At 72.1% G+C, this 16,597-nt stretch carries 17 protein-coding genes and 1 tRNA gene; 7 read left to right on the top strand and 11 right to left on the bottom strand.

From position 1 onward, the window contains the following. Positions 1-15: 15 nt before the first annotated feature. Positions 16-1,050 (bottom strand): aldo/keto reductase, encoded by a 1,035-nt coding sequence (locus QCZ28_RS01355; protein ID WP_279514829.1) that lies wholly within the window; start codon positions 1,048-1,050, stop codon positions 16-18. 124 nt (positions 1,051-1,174) lie between these two features. Between QCZ28_RS01355 and QCZ28_RS01350 the strand changes: the two genes are divergently transcribed. Next, positions 1,175-1,807, top strand: coding sequence for a TetR/AcrR family transcriptional regulator (locus tag QCZ28_RS01350; RefSeq protein WP_279514828.1), 633 nt, complete (start codon positions 1,175-1,177; stop codon positions 1,805-1,807). Between the two features lie 14 nt (positions 1,808-1,821). Here QCZ28_RS01350 and QCZ28_RS01345 read toward each other — a convergent pair whose 3' ends face one another. After that, positions 1,822-3,498, bottom strand: coding sequence for an MDR family MFS transporter (locus tag QCZ28_RS01345; RefSeq protein WP_279514827.1), 1,677 nt, complete (start codon positions 3,496-3,498; stop codon positions 1,822-1,824). Positions 3,499-3,629: 131 nt separating this feature from the next. Continuing rightward, the gene (locus QCZ28_RS01340; protein WP_279514826.1) at positions 3,630-4,172 is read right to left on the bottom strand and encodes a type 1 glutamine amidotransferase; all 543 of its coding nucleotides are present in this window, start codon (positions 4,170-4,172) and stop codon (positions 3,630-3,632) included. Between the two features lie 169 nt (positions 4,173-4,341). On the opposite strand from QCZ28_RS01340, the gene rfaE2 reads away from it, so the two are divergent. Beyond that, on the top strand, positions 4,342-6,165 hold the full coding sequence (gene rfaE2, locus QCZ28_RS01335; RefSeq protein ID WP_279514825.1) for a D-glycero-beta-D-manno-heptose 1-phosphate adenylyltransferase: 1,824 nt from the start codon (positions 4,342-4,344) through the stop codon (positions 6,163-6,165). Further along, positions 6,162-7,040 carry a glycosyltransferase family A protein gene (locus tag QCZ28_RS01330; protein ID WP_279514824.1) on the top strand — a complete coding sequence of 293 codons (879 nt, stop codon included), beginning with the start codon at positions 6,162-6,164 and terminating at the stop codon, positions 7,038-7,040. The genes rfaE2 and QCZ28_RS01330 overlap by 4 nt, the downstream gene beginning before the upstream one ends. Before the next feature lies 1 nt (position 7,041). Here the strand turns inward: QCZ28_RS01330 and QCZ28_RS01325 are convergent, their stop codons facing one another. From QCZ28_RS01325 to QCZ28_RS01315, 3 genes are read right to left on the bottom strand one after another with little or no spacing between them, the layout of a single operon-like run. Then, on the bottom strand, positions 7,042-8,148 hold the full coding sequence (locus tag QCZ28_RS01325) for a glycosyltransferase family 9 protein (RefSeq protein WP_279514823.1): 1,107 nt from the start codon (positions 8,146-8,148) through the stop codon (positions 7,042-7,044). 8 nt (positions 8,149-8,156) lie between these two features. Then, on the bottom strand, positions 8,157-8,708 hold the full coding sequence (locus QCZ28_RS01320) for an Hsp20/alpha crystallin family protein (protein ID WP_030334267.1): 552 nt from the start codon (positions 8,706-8,708) through the stop codon (positions 8,157-8,159). After that, on the bottom strand, positions 8,708-9,211 hold the full coding sequence (locus tag QCZ28_RS01315; RefSeq protein ID WP_279514822.1) for a DUF2231 domain-containing protein: 504 nt from the start codon (positions 9,209-9,211) through the stop codon (positions 8,708-8,710). The genes QCZ28_RS01320 and QCZ28_RS01315 overlap by 1 nt, the downstream gene beginning before the upstream one ends. Positions 9,212-9,365: 154 nt before the next feature. Between QCZ28_RS01315 and QCZ28_RS01310 the strand changes: the two genes are divergently transcribed. The 3 genes from QCZ28_RS01310 (at position 9,366) to QCZ28_RS01300 (ending at position 11,564) form a co-directional block, all read left to right on the top strand. Then, positions 9,366-9,983, top strand: a complete 618-nt coding sequence (locus tag QCZ28_RS01310) for a pyridoxamine 5'-phosphate oxidase family protein (protein WP_279514821.1) — start codon at positions 9,366-9,368, stop codon at positions 9,981-9,983. Positions 9,984-9,991: 8 nt separating this feature from the next. Further along, positions 9,992-10,636: a class I SAM-dependent methyltransferase gene (locus tag QCZ28_RS01305; protein ID WP_279514820.1), complete on the top strand. Its 645-nt coding sequence runs from the start codon at positions 9,992-9,994 to the stop codon at positions 10,634-10,636. A 67-nt stretch (positions 10,637-10,703) separates the two neighbouring features. Further along, the gene (locus QCZ28_RS01300) at positions 10,704-11,564 is read left to right on the top strand and encodes a patatin-like phospholipase family protein (protein WP_279514819.1); all 861 of its coding nucleotides are present in this window, start codon (positions 10,704-10,706) and stop codon (positions 11,562-11,564) included. A 374-nt stretch (positions 11,565-11,938) separates the two neighbouring features. Here the strand turns inward: QCZ28_RS01300 and QCZ28_RS01295 are convergent. After that, positions 11,939-12,015 (bottom strand) — tRNA-Thr (locus QCZ28_RS01295). Positions 12,016-12,159: 144 nt separating this feature from the next. On the opposite strand from QCZ28_RS01295, the gene QCZ28_RS01290 reads away from it, so the two are divergent. Next, a complete protein-coding gene (locus QCZ28_RS01290) occupies positions 12,160-13,902 on the top strand; it encodes a metallophosphoesterase (RefSeq protein ID WP_279514818.1) in 1,743 nt (580 codons plus the stop codon). Positions 13,903-14,022: 120 nt separating this feature from the next. On the opposite strand, the gene ricT is transcribed toward QCZ28_RS01290, so the two are convergent. The 4 genes from ricT to QCZ28_RS01270 form a co-directional block, all read right to left on the bottom strand. Further along, on the bottom strand, positions 14,023-14,862 hold the full coding sequence (gene ricT / locus QCZ28_RS01285; RefSeq protein WP_279514817.1) for a regulatory iron-sulfur-containing complex subunit RicT: 840 nt from the start codon (positions 14,860-14,862) through the stop codon (positions 14,023-14,025). Positions 14,863-15,160: 298 nt separating this feature from the next. Then, on the bottom strand, positions 15,161-15,841 hold the full coding sequence (locus QCZ28_RS01280) for a hypothetical protein (RefSeq protein ID WP_279514816.1): 681 nt from the start codon (positions 15,839-15,841) through the stop codon (positions 15,161-15,163). Then, positions 15,841-16,146 (bottom strand): hypothetical protein, encoded by a 306-nt coding sequence (locus QCZ28_RS01275; RefSeq protein ID WP_279514815.1) that lies wholly within the window; start codon positions 16,144-16,146, stop codon positions 15,841-15,843. The genes QCZ28_RS01280 and QCZ28_RS01275 overlap by 1 nt, the downstream gene beginning before the upstream one ends. Position 16,147: 1 nt before the next feature. Next, a complete protein-coding gene (locus QCZ28_RS01270) occupies positions 16,148-16,477 on the bottom strand; it encodes a YbaB/EbfC family nucleoid-associated protein (protein ID WP_007454690.1) in 330 nt (109 codons plus the stop codon). Positions 16,478-16,597: the final 120 nt, after the last annotated feature.

The following is a 16,597-nucleotide window of genomic DNA, read 5'->3' as shown; positions in this document are numbered from 1 at the left end:
CTCCGGGGCCGTGCCTTACTGGGGCAGCCGAACCCCCGCGAAGTACCCCTCCTGGATCCAGTTCGGGTACGCGACCGGCAGCTTGGTGGCCTCGTCCAGCTCGGTGAGGTCCTGCTCGGTCAGGGTGAGGTCCGAGGCGGCGATGTTGTCCACCAGCTGCTCGTGCTTGCGGGCTCCGACGATCACGCTGGTCACCGCGGGCCGGGACAGCAGCCAGGCGACCGCCACCCGGGCCGGGCTGACCTCGTGCCGCTCGGCGACGCCCTTGAGCACGTCGACCACCCCGAAGGCGTGCTCCGGGTCGAACGGCGTGAAGCTGGCGTAACCGGGCTGGGCGCTGCGCGCGCCGCTGTCGGCGACGGCCCCGTCCCGGCTGACCTTGCCGGAGAGGAATCCACCGGCGAGCGGGCTCCAGACGGTCAGCCCGACTCCCTCGTTGAGCGCCATCGGCACCACGTCGCGCTCCACGTCCCGGCCCAGCAGCGAGTAGTACTCCTGCACCGAGACGAACCCGGCCAGCTTCTCCCGGGCGGAGATGCCCAGCGCCTTGGAGATCTGCCAGGCGGCGAAGTTGGCGGCCCCGATGTAGCGGACCTTGCCCTGCCGGACCGCGTCGTCGAGCGCGCGCAGCATCTCCTCCATCGGAGTGATGTGGTCGAAGTTGTGGATCTGGTACAGGTCGATGTGATCGGTGCCCAGCCGCCGCAGGCTGTCCTCCAGGTTCTGCATGATGTGCAGCCGGGAGGTGCCGACGTCGTTCGGGCCGGGCCCGGTGCGGGAGTGCACCTTCGTCGCCAGCACGACGTCGCGTCGCCGCTTGCCGAGCGCCTTGCCGAGCAGCTCCTCGCTCTCGCCGTCGCTGTAGCCGTCGGCGGTGTCGACGAAGTTGACGCCCGCGTCCAGCGCGGTGTCCACCAGCCGCTGCACCTCGGGCAGCGCCAGCCCACCGAGGGTGCCCCAGAGTGGGTGCCCGCTGCCGCCGAAGGTCATCGCGCCGAGCGAGATCTCCGAGACGTACACCCCGGTGGTGCCCAGCAGTCGGTACTTCACGTGTCTTGCTCCTCGTGGTGGGGGGAGGCCGAGGTCAGGCCCTCCCTGGTCACTATGTCGGACACTGTGTCCGGCAACGAGCGTACGTCGCCCATCCGGCCCCCGGCCACCTAGGATTCCGGCTATGCCCTCGATCACCCGCCGCCGCCCGCGCAACCCCGACGGACGAGCCGCCGTCGAGGCACGGGTGCTGGCGGCCACCGAGCGCCTGCTGCGGGAGGGCATCCGCTTCACCGATCTCGGGGTACAGCGGATCGCCGCCGAGGCGGGGGTGGCGCGATCGACCTTCTACACCCACTTCCGGGACAAGACCGAACTGCTCATGCGCCTGGCCGGCACCATGCGGGAGACCTCCTTCGGCCGCACCGGCGAGTGGAGTCCGGCCGGGCCGGGCGATCCGCTCGTGGCGCTGACCGAGGTCTTCGCCGACGTGATCCGGATCTACCGGACATATGCCCCGGTCCTGGCAGCGGTCAGCGAGGTCGCCGCGTACGACGAGGTGGTCCGCGAGTACTGGGCGGCGGGGCTGGAGCGGTTCGTGGCTCGTACCGTTCAGGCGCTCCGCGTCGAGCAGGAGGCCGGACGGACCCCCGCCGGCGTCGACCCGGAGACCGCGGGCCGACTGATCGTGATCGGCGGTGACCGCTTCCTCGCCGATCACGTCAGCGCCACCTCGGCCGACCCCGAGACCGACGCGGCGGCCGCCCGGGAGTTGGCGGCGACCTGGTGGTACGGCGTCTACCGCCGCCCCGCCTGACCAACCGGCCGCACTCAGATCATCGTCTGGGACTTGGCCTCCATGTCGGCGGCCGCCTCCTCCTTGGACTCGCGGGTCAGCGGCTTGCCACCCGGGGCCGGGGCCTCGCCGCCGAGCGGGTCGGCACCACCGGTGGCGCCCTTCGGGCCGGCGCCCCGCAGCTGGGTGTTGGGCAGCGTCAGGGTGACCACCACCGCCACGATCGCGATCAGGCCGGCGGTCAGGAAGACCATGTCCAGCGCGTCGACGAAGGCGCCCTGGATGGCCGCGCGGACCGGCCCCGGCAGGGCCAGGATGGTGGCCGGATCGTTGATCGAGATGTTGGTGCCACCACTCGCCGCCACGGCGGCCTGCTCCTGCGGCGGGAGCTGCGCGATCGCGCCGGGCAACCGGTCGGCGAGCCCGCCGGTCAGCCGGGACGAGAGCACCGTGCCGAGGATCGCCACCCCGAACGAACCGCCCAGCGACCGGAAGAACGTCGCCGAGGAGGTGCCCGCCCCCAGGTCGCGGACGGAGACCGCGTTCTGCACCGCCAGGATCAGCGACTGCATGCACAGACCCAACCCGATGCCGATCACCACCATGTACCCGAACGCGACCCAGAGCGAGGTGGTCACCGCCAGCTGGGTGAAGAGGAACATGCCGGCCAGAAGGGTCACCGAACCGGCCACCGGGAACCACTTGTAGCGGCCGATCCGGGTCATCGCGCGACCGGTCAGGATCGAGGTGATGATGATGCCGGCCATCATCGGCAGCATCAGCAGACCGCTCTGGGTCGGCGACGCGCCCTTGACGATCTGCAGGTACAGCGGGATGAAGATGATCGAACCGAACATCACCAGACCGATGACGAGCAGCGCCGAGTTGGCCAGCGCGAAGGTGGCGCTGCGGAACAACCGCAGCGGCAGGATCGGCTCGGCCACCCGGGCCTCCTGGAGGACGAAGAGCACCCCCAGCACCGCGCCGACCACGAAGAGACTGATGATCACGCCAGAGCCCCAGGGGTACTCGTTGCCACCCCAGCTCAGCGCCAGCAGCAGGGAACTCACCCCGGCCACCAGCAGACCGGCACCGAGCCAGTCGATCGAGTGGTCCCGACGTTCGAACGGGATCAGCCGCATCACGTGGTAGCAGACGACGATGGCCAGGATCGCCAACGGCACGTTGATGTAGAAGATCCATCGCCAGTCGGTCTCCGCGAAGTAACCACCCACCAGCGGCCCGGCGACCGACGAGATCCCGAAGACCGCGCCGAACAGACCCTGGTAGCGGCCACGCTCACGGGGTGACACCACGTCCGAGATGATGGTGAAGGCCAGCGTCAGCAGACCACCAGCGCCGAGACCCTGGATCCCTCGGGTGACGATCAGCTGGGTCATGTTCTGCGACAGCCCGGCCAGCAACGACCCGACCAGGAACGTGCCGATCGAGAAGAGGAAGACCGGTCGACGCCCGTACAGGTCGGCCATCTTGCCGTACAGGGGCGTCGACGCGGTCGAGGCGAGCAGGTACGCGGTGACCACCCAGGAGTAGTGGTTGATCCCGCCCAGCTCGCCCACGATGGTCGGCAGTGCCGTGCCGACGATGGTCTGGTCGAGGGCGGCCAGCAGCATGCCGGTCATCAGGCCGAGCATGAGCAGCCGGATCTGCTGACGGTTCAGCACCGGCGCGTCGGAGGCTTCGGTGGTCATGTGCCCTTCTATCCCGTCACCCGCAGAACATGCGCCGAAACCCCACCCCAGCAGCGTTGATCATGAAGTTATTGCCACGACACGCCGCGCGAGGCGGCAATAACTTCATGATCAACCGGGGAGGTTCGGGGTCAGGGGGTGGTGAAGGTTTTGGTGATCTCCGCGCAGAAGGCGGGGAGGTCGTCGGGTTTGCGGCTGCTGGTGAGGTTGCCGTCGGTGACGCACTCCTCGTCCACCCAGGTGGCTCCGGCGTTGGTCAGGTCGGTACGCAGGGTGGGCCAGGACGTGATTCGCCGGCCGCGCACCACGTCCGCCTCGATCAGCGTCCACGGGCCGTGACAGATCACCCCGACCGGCTTGCCCGCGTCGAAGAACGCCTTCACGAACCGCACCGCGTCCGGGTCGCCGCGCAGGAAGTCCGGGTTCGCCACCCCACCGGGCAGCACCAGCGCGTCGTACCCGGCGGCGTCGGCCTTGTCGACCGTCACGTCCACGTCGTAGGTCTTGGACTGGTCCAGGTGGTTGAAGGACTGGATGGAACCGGGCTTGAGCGAGACCAGCTCCGCCGTCGCGCCGGCGTTCTCCACCGCCTCGCGTGGCTGGACGTACTCGACCTCCTCGACGCCGTCGGCGGCCAGGAAGGCGATCCGCTTGCCCTGCAATGTCGCTGCCATCTCGGACATCTCCTCTCCGGGGGTACCTCAATCCCCTTCCCGCGCTCGAACGCCCGAAACGGGTCGGAGACGTTCGGACCGGCCAGGCGCCACCGAAGGTGGCATGACCAGCGGCGGGACCAGTCGCCAGCCAGGTTTGTCGGCCAGGCCGCTGGGGACCCGGAGGGGCATGGCAGGAGCAGCAGCGGAACAGCGCCGGCTCGCCACCGTCGTGGAGAGCTGGCTCGAACGCCCAGTCCTGATCGTCGGTGACGCCATGTTGGACGAATGGCGGTTCGCCGACTCCGACCGGCTCTGCCGGGAGGCACCCGCCCCCGTCCTCACCCTGCGACGGCGGATCTCCGCCGCCGGTGGGGCCGCGAACACCGCCGTCAACGTCGCCGCCCTCGGTGGCCGGGCGGTGCTGGTGGCACCGGTCGGCGCCGACGTCGCCGGGGACGAACTGCACGACTGCCTGGACCGGGCGGGCGTCTGGGACCGCACTGTCAACCAGCCCGGGCGGCCCACCCCGGTGAAGCGGCGGATGCTGGCCGGCAACCAGATCCTCCTGCGCGAGGACTCCGGCGACCCGGAGGACGCCCTGGACCACGACGGGGTGGCCCGACTGCTGACCGCCCTGAGGTGCGCCACCGAGGAGTTGCGCGCCGCCGCCGGTGGGGAAGCGCCGACCCTGGTGGTCTGCGACTACGGCCTGGGCGCGCTGCCCGCGCCGGTCCGCGCGTGGCTGGTCGACAACCGCGAGCGGTACGCCACCGTCGCGCTGGACGCCCACGACCTGGCCGACTGGCGGGGCCTCGCGCCGACAGTGGTCACCCCCAGCTTCGCCGAGGCGACCCGGCTGTTGGCCCGCGCGGGCGGCACCACCCGACCGACCGGCGGGACGGAACTGCACCTGGAACACCCGCACGGCGACCCGACCGACGGTCCCTCCGAGATGACAGTGGGCGCCGCCCCGGGCGCGGTACGCGCCGACGACGGCACCGGCAGCACTGCCCCGGGGCCGGTCGGTGAGCCCACCCCGGGCGAGGGACGGGTGGCCCTCACCGACGACGGGCTCAGCGTCACCGGCACCGGTGTCACAGTGAACACCCGGGCCGGTGAGGGCGTCGACCGGGCCGTCCTGGCCGAGTCGCGGCTGGCCGAACTGCGGGCGCACACCGGCGCCGACGTGGTCGCGGTGACCCTGGACACCGAGGGCGCGGTGGTCGGCGGCGCGGACGGGGAGCCACGACGCAGCCACAGCACCCCGGTGCCGGCCAGCCACGCCGTGGGTGCCGGCGACGCGTACCTGGCGGCGATGACGCTGGCCCTGGCCGCCGACGCGCCGCTGCCCACCGCCGCCCAACTCGCCCAGCTGGCGGCCACCATCACCGTCTCGGACACCGGCACCTGCGTGTGCCGACGCGACGACCTGCTCGCCGCGCTCGACCAGCCGACCGACACCACGGGCCACCCCGCGCTGGTCGGTGGGGACGAGTTGGACACGATCGTCGCCGAACACCGCGAGGCGGGACGGTCGATCGTCTTCACCAACGGCTGCTTCGACGTGCTGCACCGGGGGCACGTGCGCTACCTGGAGCAGGCCCGCGCGTTGGGTGACCTGCTCATCGTGGCGGTCAACTCCGACGGCAGCGTACGGCGGCTGAAGGGCCCGGACCGGCCGGTCAACCCGGTCGAGGACCGGGGGGCCCTGCTCGCCGCGCTCGCCTGCGTGGACCACGTGGTGGTCTTCGAGGAGGACTCACCCGCCGCGCTGATCGAGGCGGTCCAGCCGGACGTGTACGTCAAGGGCGGCGACTATCCGCCGGAGCTGGTGCCGGAGGCGCCGCTGGTGCGCCGGCTGGGCGGCCAGGTGCGCACCCTCGGGTACGTGCCGGACCGGTCCACCTCCGCCATCATCGAGCGGATCCGGTCGCACAGCCAGGACCTGTCGCCGCACGTCGACGACCGGGAGCCGGACCCGTCGCTGCGCACCCACACCCAGGCGTCGTGAACCGCCCCCTCGACCTCGGCACCCCGGCGGCATTCCGGGCGGACCGGCTGCTCGACGTGCTGATTCCGACCCGGAACCGGCCCGCCGAGCTGGCCGTCACGCTGAGCGGGCTCGCCGCCCAGGACGGGCTGCCCGGCTTCGGTGTGGTCGTCAGCGATCAGTCCGACGGTGAACCGGCGTACGCGCACCCCGCGGCAGCCACCATGGTCCGGGCGCTGCGCCACCGGGGTCACCCGGTGCTGCTGACCCGCCGGCTGCCACGGCGAGGGCTGGCCGAACACCGGGCGTACCTGCTCGCCGCCTCGACCGCCCGGTACGTCCTCAACCTCGACGACGACATCTGGTTGGCACCGGGTGCGCTGCGCCGACTGGTCACCGCGATCGGCGAGCTGGGCTGCGGGTTCGTCGGCAACGGCGTGCACGGGCTGTCGTACACCGATGACGTGCGGCCGGAGACGCACGGCCTCTACGAGGAGTGGGCCGGCCCGCCCACCCCGGAGCGGATCCGGCCCGACACCCCGCAGTGGAACCGGGCCCGGATCCACTCCGCCGCGAACCTGCTGCACATCACCGAGCAGTTGGCGCTGCCGCCGGGGGCGTGGCGGGCGTACAAGGTCTCCTGGATCGGCGGTTGCGTGCTCTACGACCGGGCCAAGCTCGTCGACGCCGGCGGCTTCGACTTCTGGCGTCGGGTGCAGGAGAAGCACCAGGGCGAGGACGTGGCCGCGCAGCTCGCCGTGATGTCCCGCTACGGCGGCGCGGGCATCCTGCCCAGCGGCGCGTACCACCTGGAGTCCCCCACCACCGTCACGGACCGGGACGTGGAGGCGTGGGAGGTCGTCCTCGCCGACGAGGACACCCCGCAGTTGGCGTGACCTACCGGCCGAGCACCTCCCGGGCGGCCTCCAGCACCTCGATCACCGGGACGTCGGTCACGAACGAGTCCCGGTGCGGGCACTCGCCGTCGCCCGGCCGGTGCGGGTAGATGCCCGGTGTGCAGTCGACCCCGCAGACCGGGCAGTGCACGGTCCACGAGCTGATCGGTCGGTGCCGGCCCCGCAGCGGGCTCGCCCCGTTGATCAGGTTGCCGACCCAGAAGATCCCCACCGTGGGAGCGCCCACCGCGGCGGCCAGGTGCAGCGGGCCGGTGTCGTTCGAGACGACCACCGCGCAGTCGGCGTAGCAACCCACCAGCCCACCGAGGCTGAGCGTGCCCACCTGCGGGCGCACCGGCACCTGCGCCGTGGCGACGACCCGGTCCACCACCTCCTGCTCGGCCGGGGTGCCGGTGACCAGCACCTCGTAGCCGTCCGCGTGCAGCGCACGGGCCACCTCGGCGAAGCGCTCGGCGGGCCAGCGGCGGCGGGTGTCGGTGGCACCCGGATGCAGCGCCACCCGCTGACGGTCGGCCGGGCCGAGTACCCGGGCGGCCTCGGCCCGGTCGGCGTCGGTCACCGCGAGCCTCGGCGTGATGGTCGTGGCCGGCGCTCCCGCCAGCGCCACCACCTCCAGGTAGCGGATCACCTCGTGCTGGTAGTAGACGTAGCGGAGCCACCGGTCCAGCGGCGGCGCGTCCTCGCTGCGCAGGCCGACGGTCAACCGGGCACCGAGCCGACTGACCAGCGGGTTGGAGTTGGCGCCCCCGCCGTGGATCTGCACCGCCAGGTCGAACTCCGCACCGGCGGCAGCGGCCAGGAAGTCGTCCATCGACGACTCCGGCTCACCCGGCTCCGCCGTACGGATGCCGGGCGCCGCCGGCACCACCAGCACCCGGTCCACCGGGCCGGGCCGGTCGCGCCAGAGCTTCGCGTGCCACGGCGCACCGAGCAACACGATCTCCGCCGAGGGGTACGCGGCGCGCAACGCGTCCAGCGCCGGCAGGGCGAAGATGAAGTCGCCGAGCGCGTTGGCGCGCAGCACGGCGATCCGCCGCACGTCGGGAAGGCGCTCGGCGGTCGGGACGAGCACGGGACGGCTGACCACGCGGCCCGCTACGGCCGGTCGATCTCGTCAGCGGTGTCCGGGCGGTGCAGCTCCCGGTCCGCGGCGGGGTCGGCCGGCATCGGCGTACCCGGCAGGAGGTCGCCGGAGCGCGGCCCGGTGCGACCCACCGTGATGGTGCGCGGCGCGGGCCGGGTCGCCCGAGGCAGCCGGACCCGGAGCAGACCGTGGTCCATCACCGCGTCGATGGCATCCGGGTCGACCCGCGCCGGCAGGTTGACCCGGTACTCGAAGCCGCGCGTCTCGAAGCCGCCGGGGATGCCCTGATCGGCGTTGACCTCCGCCTCCGAGCGGGCCCGTACGCACAGCTCGCGGTCGTCCAACTCGACCGCCACCTCCTCCGGCGCCACCCCGGGCAGCCGGACGACGACCTCCCAGCCGTCCGAGGTCTCGGTCAACTCGACGTCGGACGCCCCGGCGCGACCACCGACCAGGCGACTCAACTCGGCGCGCAGCGACTGCAGCTCCCCCATCGGGTCCCAGCCCTGCTGCCGGCCGCCCCGCCATCCCCGACCGAAGCCGCCGAACTGCTGCTCACTCATCACATCTCTCCGATCCGCTGGGTGGCCGCCGACGACCGCAGCGAGCTGGGCGCGTCCAGGCCGGCGTCGCGGTCGACGCCCACACCGAGCCGGTCGACCAGCTCACCACCGAGCCAGGCGCTCACGCCGAGGATCGCCACCGCGACCACCTCGATGGCGACCAGGGCCCCACCGGCGGCCCGGGAATCCGCGTTGAGCCGGACGGCCCACACGGCGGCGAAGAGCAGGATCACCGCGACGTTGGCGCTGGCGTGCAGCAGACCCACCCGCTTGGCGCGGGTGCCGGTCGGGATCGCCAGCAGGTCGAACGAGCCGGCGGCCGCGGCGAGCAGGCCGCCGATCAGGCCGACGGTGATGTTCCAGTACGCGACCTCGCCGAGGAAGTCGGGACCACCGACGGTGTCCACCACATCGAAGAGCACCGCGGTGGCCAGCAACGCGACCGGGAACATGACCAGCATCGGGTGGACCGGGTGGCCCAGCACCTTGAGTCGGCTCTCCATCTCCCGGCCTCCACTGGTCGGCTGCACTGCGCGACGGTCTCGTACGGCGGGCCGTACCCCCCGCGGTCCGGCGCAAACCTCGCGCTGGTCACGGCGGCCTAGGCTGACGAATGGTGGTACCCGCCACCGGCTCAACGGTCGAGGGAGGATCGACGTGACGGTGGAGATCACCACTCATGAGGAGTTGCGCGAGCTGCTCGGCGTGCCGCACCCGCGGGCCGCCAGCAAGGACCGCCCCCGCCTGCACCACCGGGACCGCGAGTGGCTGGACGCCTCGCCGTTCTGTCTGATGGCCACTTCCGGCGCGGACGGCACCTGCGACGTCTCACCCAAGGGCGACCCGGCAGGGTTCACCCTGGTGCTGGATGACACGACCATCGCGCTGCCGGAGCGGCCCGGCAACCGGCGGGCCGACGGCTACCGCAACATCCTCGACAACCCGCACATCGGGTTGCTCTTCCTGATCCCCGGCCGGACCGACACGCTGCGGATCAACGGGCGGGCCCGCCTGGTCAGCGACGCGCCCTGGTTCGACGACATGGTGGTCAAGGGGCACCGGCCGGTGCTCGCCGTGGTGGTGGAGATCGAGCAGATCTTCTACCACTGCGCGAAGGCGTTCCTGCGGTCCGAGCTGTGGCGGCCGGAGACCTGGCAGCCCGAGGTGTTGCCGTCCCGGGCACGCCTGATCAAGGAGGTCGAGGCGCCGGCGGAGACCCTGGAGGACCTGGAACGGCACTACGGCCCGGAGTACGCCAAGAAAATCTACGTCTGATCATCGTGGTGACAGCAGACGATTGGCTGTCGGAGACCCGCACCTCGTACGACACGGTCGCGGTCAGCTACGCGCGCCTGGTGGGTGACCTCCTGGCGGGAGCACCGCACGAACGAGCCGCGCTGGCGTCGTTCGCCGACCTCGTGCGGGTTGCCGGCGGTGGGCCGGTCGCGGACGTGGGCTGCGGAACGGGTCGCATCACCGCCCACCTGCACACGCTCGGCGTCGACGCCTTCGGGATCGATCTCTCACCCGGGATGATCGAGGTGGCCCGCCGTGATCACCCTGGGCTGCGGTTCGAGGTCGGTTCGATGACCGACCTCGATCTGGCCGACGGCTCGGTGGCCGGCCTGGTCGCCTGGTACTCCCTCATCCACATCCCCGACGGCGACATGGATGCCGTGTTCGCGCACTTCCGGCGGGTGGTCCGTCCCGGCGGTCCGCTGCTGCTCGGCTTCCACGTGGGTGACGAGACGACGCTCAAGACGCAGGGCTACGGCGGCCACCCGATGAACGTGCACGTCCATCGTCGGCAGCCAGCCCAGGTGGCAACCTGGCTGGCCGAGAACGGGTTCACCGTCGACTCGCAGACCACTGTCACCTCGGCGGAGAGCCGGCTCGGCGGGATCATCGTCGGACGACGACAACGGTGATCCGCCGTCGTCAATGCTACCCTCAACTGCGAACGGTGTTAGCAGTATTGGGAGCGAGGGGGAACTGATGACGGACGACACGCGGCCCGTCTGGGTGCTCGGTGGCGGCGGAGTGGCCGGCATCGCCTGGGAGGTCGGCATCCTCACCGGGCTGGCCGACGAGGGGGTGACGGCGACCCCGGACGCCGTCCTGATCGGCACCAGCTCCGGTGCCGTCGTCGGCGCCCAGCTCACCAGCGGCACCCCGCTGACGGAGCTCTTCGAACGCCAGCGCGGCGGCGTCCCCCACGAGACCTCACCCGCCCTGCGCCTGCTCGACCTGCTCCGGCTCGCGCGGGCCCAACTGTTCGCGCGCAGCCCCGAGCAGGCCGCGCGCCGCCTCGGTCGGCTCGCCCGCACCGCACACATCGACGACCCGTCCCGGCAGCGCCGGACAGCCGAGGCCCGCCTGCCCAGCCACGACTGGCAGACCGACGCCGACCTCCGCGTCGTGGTCGTCGACACCGAGACAGGCGCCAGCCGCACCATCACCCGACACGACGGCGTACCCCTGGTGGACGCCGTCGCCGCGAGCTGCGCCATGCCGATCTCCGCCGCCCCGATTGCCATCCAGGGCCGCCGGTACATGGACGGCGGTATGCGGTCCACCCTCAACCTCGACCTCGCCCCCGGAAACGGCCCGGTCATCGCCCTCGCACCGAGCACCGCCGCAATCGGGCCGTGGGCGCGCATCGACAAACAACGGGCAGCGCTGGGTACGGGCCGCCGGGTGGAGCTGCTGCTGCGCGACGCCGCCTGCAAACGAGCCCAGGGCACCAGCGTGATGGACCGATCCGTGGTGCCGGCGCTCGTAGCCGCCGCCCGCGAACAAGGGCGGCGCGAGGCATCCCGGGTGGCCGCCGCACTGTCGACAGCCAGCCATCCATAAGCGGCACGGCGACATGCAAAACGGCCCGGATAACGATGCGCTGCCTGCTGCAGGCCAGCGACGGGCAGCAGTTGCCACAGTCGGCGGGACCACTGAGGCCGGCGGGACGGTCCCCGCCGGCCTCAGGACCCTGTCGTTCAGACGGTGAACCTGACCCTACGGCGGCGGCGGACCATCAGAAGCAGCCCGGCACCGGCGGCCAGCAGTACGATCGCAGCGCCACCGATGCCGGCCACGCCGACACCGGTCACCGGAAGCCCGGGTTCGTGCTGCCGAACGGGTGGGGCTACGACGGCCTTCGCCGGGAGCGGTCGAAGGCAAGCAAAAGGCCCAGGTCATGATCGGCGATCAAACCGATGACCTGGGCCTTTCTATGGAGCCGCCTGACGGAATCGAACCGTCGACCTACGCATTACGAGTGCGTCGCTCTAGCCGACTGAGCTAAGGCGGCAACGATCAGCAAGTGTACGGCACCCCGGCGGCAGCGACCGAACGGGATACCCCCGTCGCGCCCGCCAGCACCAACCGGACATCGGCCGCCATCTGGACGTTTACCGGACAGCGGATGATCGGGACCGGGACTACGCTGCGGCGGGTGAGCGACGAACGCGACGATTCCCCCCGCCCGGAGCGTCCCGACCGCCCGCCGGCCGGTGAACGCGCCGCCCACCGGCCGCGCAGCACCGACCCGCTGGAGTTGGGCTTCACGCCCCGCAAGCCGGTGCCGTGGCTGGCACCGTTCCTGCTGGTCAGCACCGGCATCCGGACGCTGCTCGCGGTGCTCTTCGGGGCGTACCTCGACAAGCGCGAGTTGCAGAACGCGTTCGGCGACGGCATCTTCCGCCAGGTCGGGCCGGACGGCGGGCTGTGGCTCGACTACGTGGCCGACCTGGGTGACGGCTTCAACGCCACCTACTCGGTGGCGTACCTGCTGGCGCAGCCCGAGCTGACCGTCGACGGGCACCGCCTGCCCCGGGCGCAGACCCTGGTGATGGGCGGCGACCAGGTGTACCCGTCGGCGGCCTACGCCGCGTACGAGGACCGGTGCAAGGGGCCGTACCAGGCCGCGCTGCCGGTGGCGCCGGCCGAGAAGCCCACGCTCTTCGCGGTGCCGGGCAACCACGACTGGTACGACGGTCTCACCGCTTTCCTGCGGCTGTTCGTCCGTTCCCGGGACCGCAACTTCGCGGGCTGGGGCACCGGGCAGTCCCGGTCGTACTTCGCCGTGGAGCTGCCGGCCGACTGGTGGTTGCTCGGCGTGGACGACCAGTCCGGTTCGTACCTCGACGACCCGCAGCTGGCCTACTTCGACGAGGTGGCCCGGCGGCTCGGCCCCGAGTCCAAGGTGATCATCGCGGCGCCGGCGCCGACCTGGGTCAAGGCCGTCGACAACCCCACGGCGTACGACTCGATCGACTACTTCATCCGTACGATCATCGACCCGACCGGGGCGCGGGTGCGGCTGCTGCTCTCCGGCGACCTGCACCACTACGCCCGCTACTCCGGGGCGGACCGGCAGCTGATCACCTGCGGTGGGGGCGGCGCGTACCTCTATCCCACCCACAAGCTGCCCGAGCACATCGAGGTGCCACCGCGGGACACGCCGACCCGCAAGGCCAGCTCCGCCCAGCCGTACGACCTGGTGGCCCGCTACCCGGACGCCGCGCGGTCCCGTCGCTACGGGTGGGGCATCTTCGCCCGGTTGCCGTTCCGCAATCCCGGCTTCACCACCCTGCTCGGCACCCTGCACACCCTGCTGATGCTGGCCATGGCGGGCGCGACGGCGAACTGGGCCGACAGCACCGACCAGCGGCTGTTCACCGTCCCGCTGGTGGCGATGGTGCTGGTGACGGTGTTGGCGGCGGCCCTGTTCGCCAAGCCGCCGAACGCGAGCGGCAAGCGCCACGCGCGGCACTGGATCCTCGGCGTCGGCCACGGCGTCGCACAGGTGGCCCTCGGGGCGGCCGGCACCTGGGTCTGGTTGGCGCTGCCGTTCTACGACTGGCCGTGGCCGCTTCCGGCAGTCGCCGCGGCGGTGCTCTACGGCCCGGTGATCGGTCTGGTCGCCAGCCAGCTGGTGGCCGCGTACCTGCTGGTGGCGAGCTCGTTCGGGGTGAACGTCAACGAACTGTTCGCCGGCCAGGGCATTGAGGACTCCAAGTCGTTCCTGCGGCTGCGCATCGACCCGGACGGCACGCTGACCATCTACCCGATCGGGGTGGACCGCGTCTCCCGCGACTGGCAGGTGAACCCCGACCAGTCCCCCACCGAAAGCTGGCTGACCCCCAAATCCCCCCTGACCCCCCACCTAACCGAACCCCCCACAGTCCTCCCCTAACCCACCCCCCTAACCCCTCCCTCCCCACCCCGTTGATCATGAAGTTATTGCCACGACACGCCGATCCGGATGGCAATAACTTCATGATCAACGGGGACCGGCGGGGGTGGGGGTGGGGGGTTACTGGGTGTAGTGCTGGTCGTGGGCTTGGCGGGGGGCGCAGACGGAGGCGCGGGAGCAGGAGCAGCGGGAGCCGTCCGCGTCCAGGCGTACGGTCACCGCGTCTCTCGGGACGCTGTGGCCGACCACCCGGCCGTCACCCTCCGGCGTGGAGACCCGACTGCCGACCGCCGGGGCGGTCTCCTGGAAGCGCTGGTACAGCGGGTGCTCGTACTTGAGGCAGCACATCAGCCGGCCGCACGCGCCGGAGATGCGTAGCGGGTTGAGCGGCAGGTCCTGGTCCTTCGCCATCCGGATGGTCACCGGCTCGAAGTCGGTGAGGAAGGTGGCGCAGCACAGGTCCCGACCGCAGGAGCCGATGCCGCCCTGCACCCGCGCCGAGTCGCGGGCGGAGAGCTGACGCAGCTCCACCCGACAGTGCAGGGTCGCACCCAGGTCGCGGACCAGGGATCGGAAGTCCACCCGGTGCGGGGCGGTGAAGTAGACGGTGCTGCGCTCGCCGCCGCTCTCGGCGGAGCCGAGCACGTGGTCGACCGCCACCACCTTCATCGGCAGGCCGTGCGAGCGGATCAGCCGTTTCGCGGCCACCTTCGCCTCGGCCTTGCGCCGCCGCAACGCCTCGTCCCGGCGGAGGTCGTCGTCGCCGGCGAGCCCCACCAGGCGGGGGAAGCCGTCGGTGTCCTCGGTCACCCACTGCGCGGCCCACACGCACTCCGCCACCTCGGGCCCGTCATCGGTGGGCACCAGCACCCGGTCGCCCACCTGCGGACGCAGGTCACCCGGGTCGAGGTAGTAGAGCCGCCCGTACCGGTTGAAGCTGACCGCGCAGAGCATGCCCATCCCCCCACCCTACGACGGGTCGCGGCGCAGGGCGCACCGGCCGGCTACGCACCGCTGCCATTCATCGCCGTCGACTCGACCCATTGCCGGGCGTCCCGTCGTGCCGTTGCTCCTCGCCCGGACGGTTGAATCCGGGGCCGGGCAGGAGACAAAACGCGCCGCGACCGCGTTGAGTGGAGACAGACCTGCGGGGGGTGCAGGGGGAAGACCACGGCGTCGCCGTGGGCACCGGCTCAGGTCAGGTGCCCGCGAGCGACGCCGTGGCCTGTCCGGGGCGGCGCGGGGCACAAGGGTCGGGTCACCAGCCGACCCGGGTGGGCTGGTCGTAGCGGGGTCGCCCGTCCGTCGGCGGACGCCACGCGGTCTCGGCCAGGCTCGGCGCCCACTGCCGCAGCAGCGTCTCCGCACCGTCGTACGCGACGCACAGCACCGCCAGCACCCGGGCGGCGATCTCGGCCGCGTCGGCGACGCCGGGCCCGACCGGCCCGGGGCGCGTCGACGCGCGGGTGGCGGTGGCGGCGACCACGGCGACCGCCTCGGCCGAGCGGAGCACGTCGGCCAACGTGCGGGCCAGCGCGAGACGGCTGCCCTCCACCCAGTCGGCGAGGGCGTCGGCGTATCCAGCGGTGGAGTCGAGTCGCCCGACCAGGCTGTCCGGCCCCTCGTCGAGGTGACGCAGCAGCGCGGCCCGCTGCTGCCCGTACGCGGTGGCGGCCGGGCCGGACCAGAGCACCGAGTCGGTGAGCGCGGCGCAGACGTCGTCGTACCCCCGGACGAGCCGGCGCACCGCGTGCCCGGCGCTGGCGAGCGGCGCCGGGTGCAGGTCGAGGAAGCTGCGGACGGCGTCGCCCGGCAGCACCTGCATGCGGCGCAGCAGCGGCCAGACCCGGTGCCCCTCGGGCACGCCGGCGGCGATCAGCGTGTCCACCCGGCGGAGCAGGTCGAGGCCGGGCTCGGCGAGCCGGTCCAGTGCGTCCATCACGGTTCCCCGGTGAGTCGGCGGCGGGCCGCCCGGTCGACCTCTGCGTAGCGGTCGGCGGCCTCCCGCACCGCCGCCGCGGCGGCGGCCAGTCGACCGGCGGCGGCGCGGGCCTCCCGGGCCCGGTCGTTGGTGGCGGTGGTCCACTGCCGGTGCAGCGCCCGACCGATCTCACCCGGCCGGCCCGGCGCGTCGGCACCGAACGCGGCCTGGGCCGGATCGCTGGCGGTGACGGTGTGCGAGACCAGGGTGAGGGTGGCGCTCGCCTCGTCCAGTCGGGCGGAGAGCGCGCGCAGTGTGTCCATCTCAGGCCCCCGCGAGCGGTCGGTAGGCGGCGAACGTCTCGTTGTGCAGCTTTTCCCGGGCCCATTCGGCGGCGTCGGCCGCCGCGGTGACCGCGGCCTGCACGGACCCGGCCACGTCGCGTGGACTGCGGGTGTGCAGCGGCCCGAGGAACCGGACGTCGGTGATCCGCCCACCGGCGGTGACCACCACCTCGACCAGACCGTCCGGCGACCGGACGGTCACCTCGACGGTCGACACCGCCTGGTCGAACTCGGCCTGGAGGGACTCGATCCGGCGGTAGCGTCGCACCGCCTCCTCGATCCAGGCTTCGTCGATCTCCCCCCGCGGCATCGGCCGACTCCTCCCGGGCGATTCATCACTCAGTGTGCCGCCACCGTCACCACGGCACACGGACCGTACCGCACAGCAATCGAACCTGTCGATGCCTGTGGACAACGCCGGGACGTGCGG

It is taken from the genome of Micromonospora sp. DH14, from assembly GCF_029809455.1.
Taxonomy (GTDB): Bacteria; Actinomycetota; Actinomycetes; order Mycobacteriales; family Micromonosporaceae; genus Micromonospora; species Micromonospora parva.
The sequence above is the reverse complement of the archived record's forward strand: the minus strand, read 5'-3'. Positions and strand labels throughout refer to the sequence as shown.

What these genes read in the sequence shown, in the direction of transcription:
- QCZ28_RS01350 (WP_279514828.1), top strand. Translation starts at nt 1,175, where the DNA reads ATGCCCTCGATCACCCGCCGCCGCCCGCGCAACCCCGACGGACGAGCC.
- QCZ28_RS01345 (WP_279514827.1), bottom strand. Translation starts at nt 3,498, where the DNA reads ATGACCACCGAAGCCTCCGACGCGCCGGTGCTGAACCGTCAGCAGATC.
- QCZ28_RS01340 (WP_279514826.1), bottom strand. Translation starts at nt 4,172, where the DNA reads ATGGCAGCGACATTGCAGGGCAAGCGGATCGCCTTCCTGGCCGCCGAC.
- rfaE2 (WP_279514825.1), top strand. Translation starts at nt 4,342, where the DNA reads ATGGCAGGAGCAGCAGCGGAACAGCGCCGGCTCGCCACCGTCGTGGAG.
- QCZ28_RS01320 (WP_030334267.1), bottom strand. Translation starts at nt 8,708, where the DNA reads ATGAGTGAGCAGCAGTTCGGCGGCTTCGGTCGGGGATGGCGGGGCGGC.
- QCZ28_RS01315 (WP_279514822.1), bottom strand. Translation starts at nt 9,211, where the DNA reads ATGGAGAGCCGACTCAAGGTGCTGGGCCACCCGGTCCACCCGATGCTG.
- QCZ28_RS01300 (WP_279514819.1), top strand. Translation starts at nt 10,704, where the DNA reads ATGACGGACGACACGCGGCCCGTCTGGGTGCTCGGTGGCGGCGGAGTG.
- ricT (WP_279514817.1), bottom strand. Translation starts at nt 14,862, where the DNA reads ATGGGCATGCTCTGCGCGGTCAGCTTCAACCGGTACGGGCGGCTCTAC.
- QCZ28_RS01280 (WP_279514816.1), bottom strand. Translation starts at nt 15,841, where the DNA reads ATGGACGCACTGGACCGGCTCGCCGAGCCCGGCCTCGACCTGCTCCGC.
- QCZ28_RS01275 (WP_279514815.1), bottom strand. Translation starts at nt 16,146, where the DNA reads ATGGACACACTGCGCGCGCTCTCCGCCCGACTGGACGAGGCGAGCGCC.
- QCZ28_RS01270 (WP_007454690.1), bottom strand. Translation starts at nt 16,477, where the DNA reads ATGCCGCGGGGGGAGATCGACGAAGCCTGGATCGAGGAGGCGGTGCGA.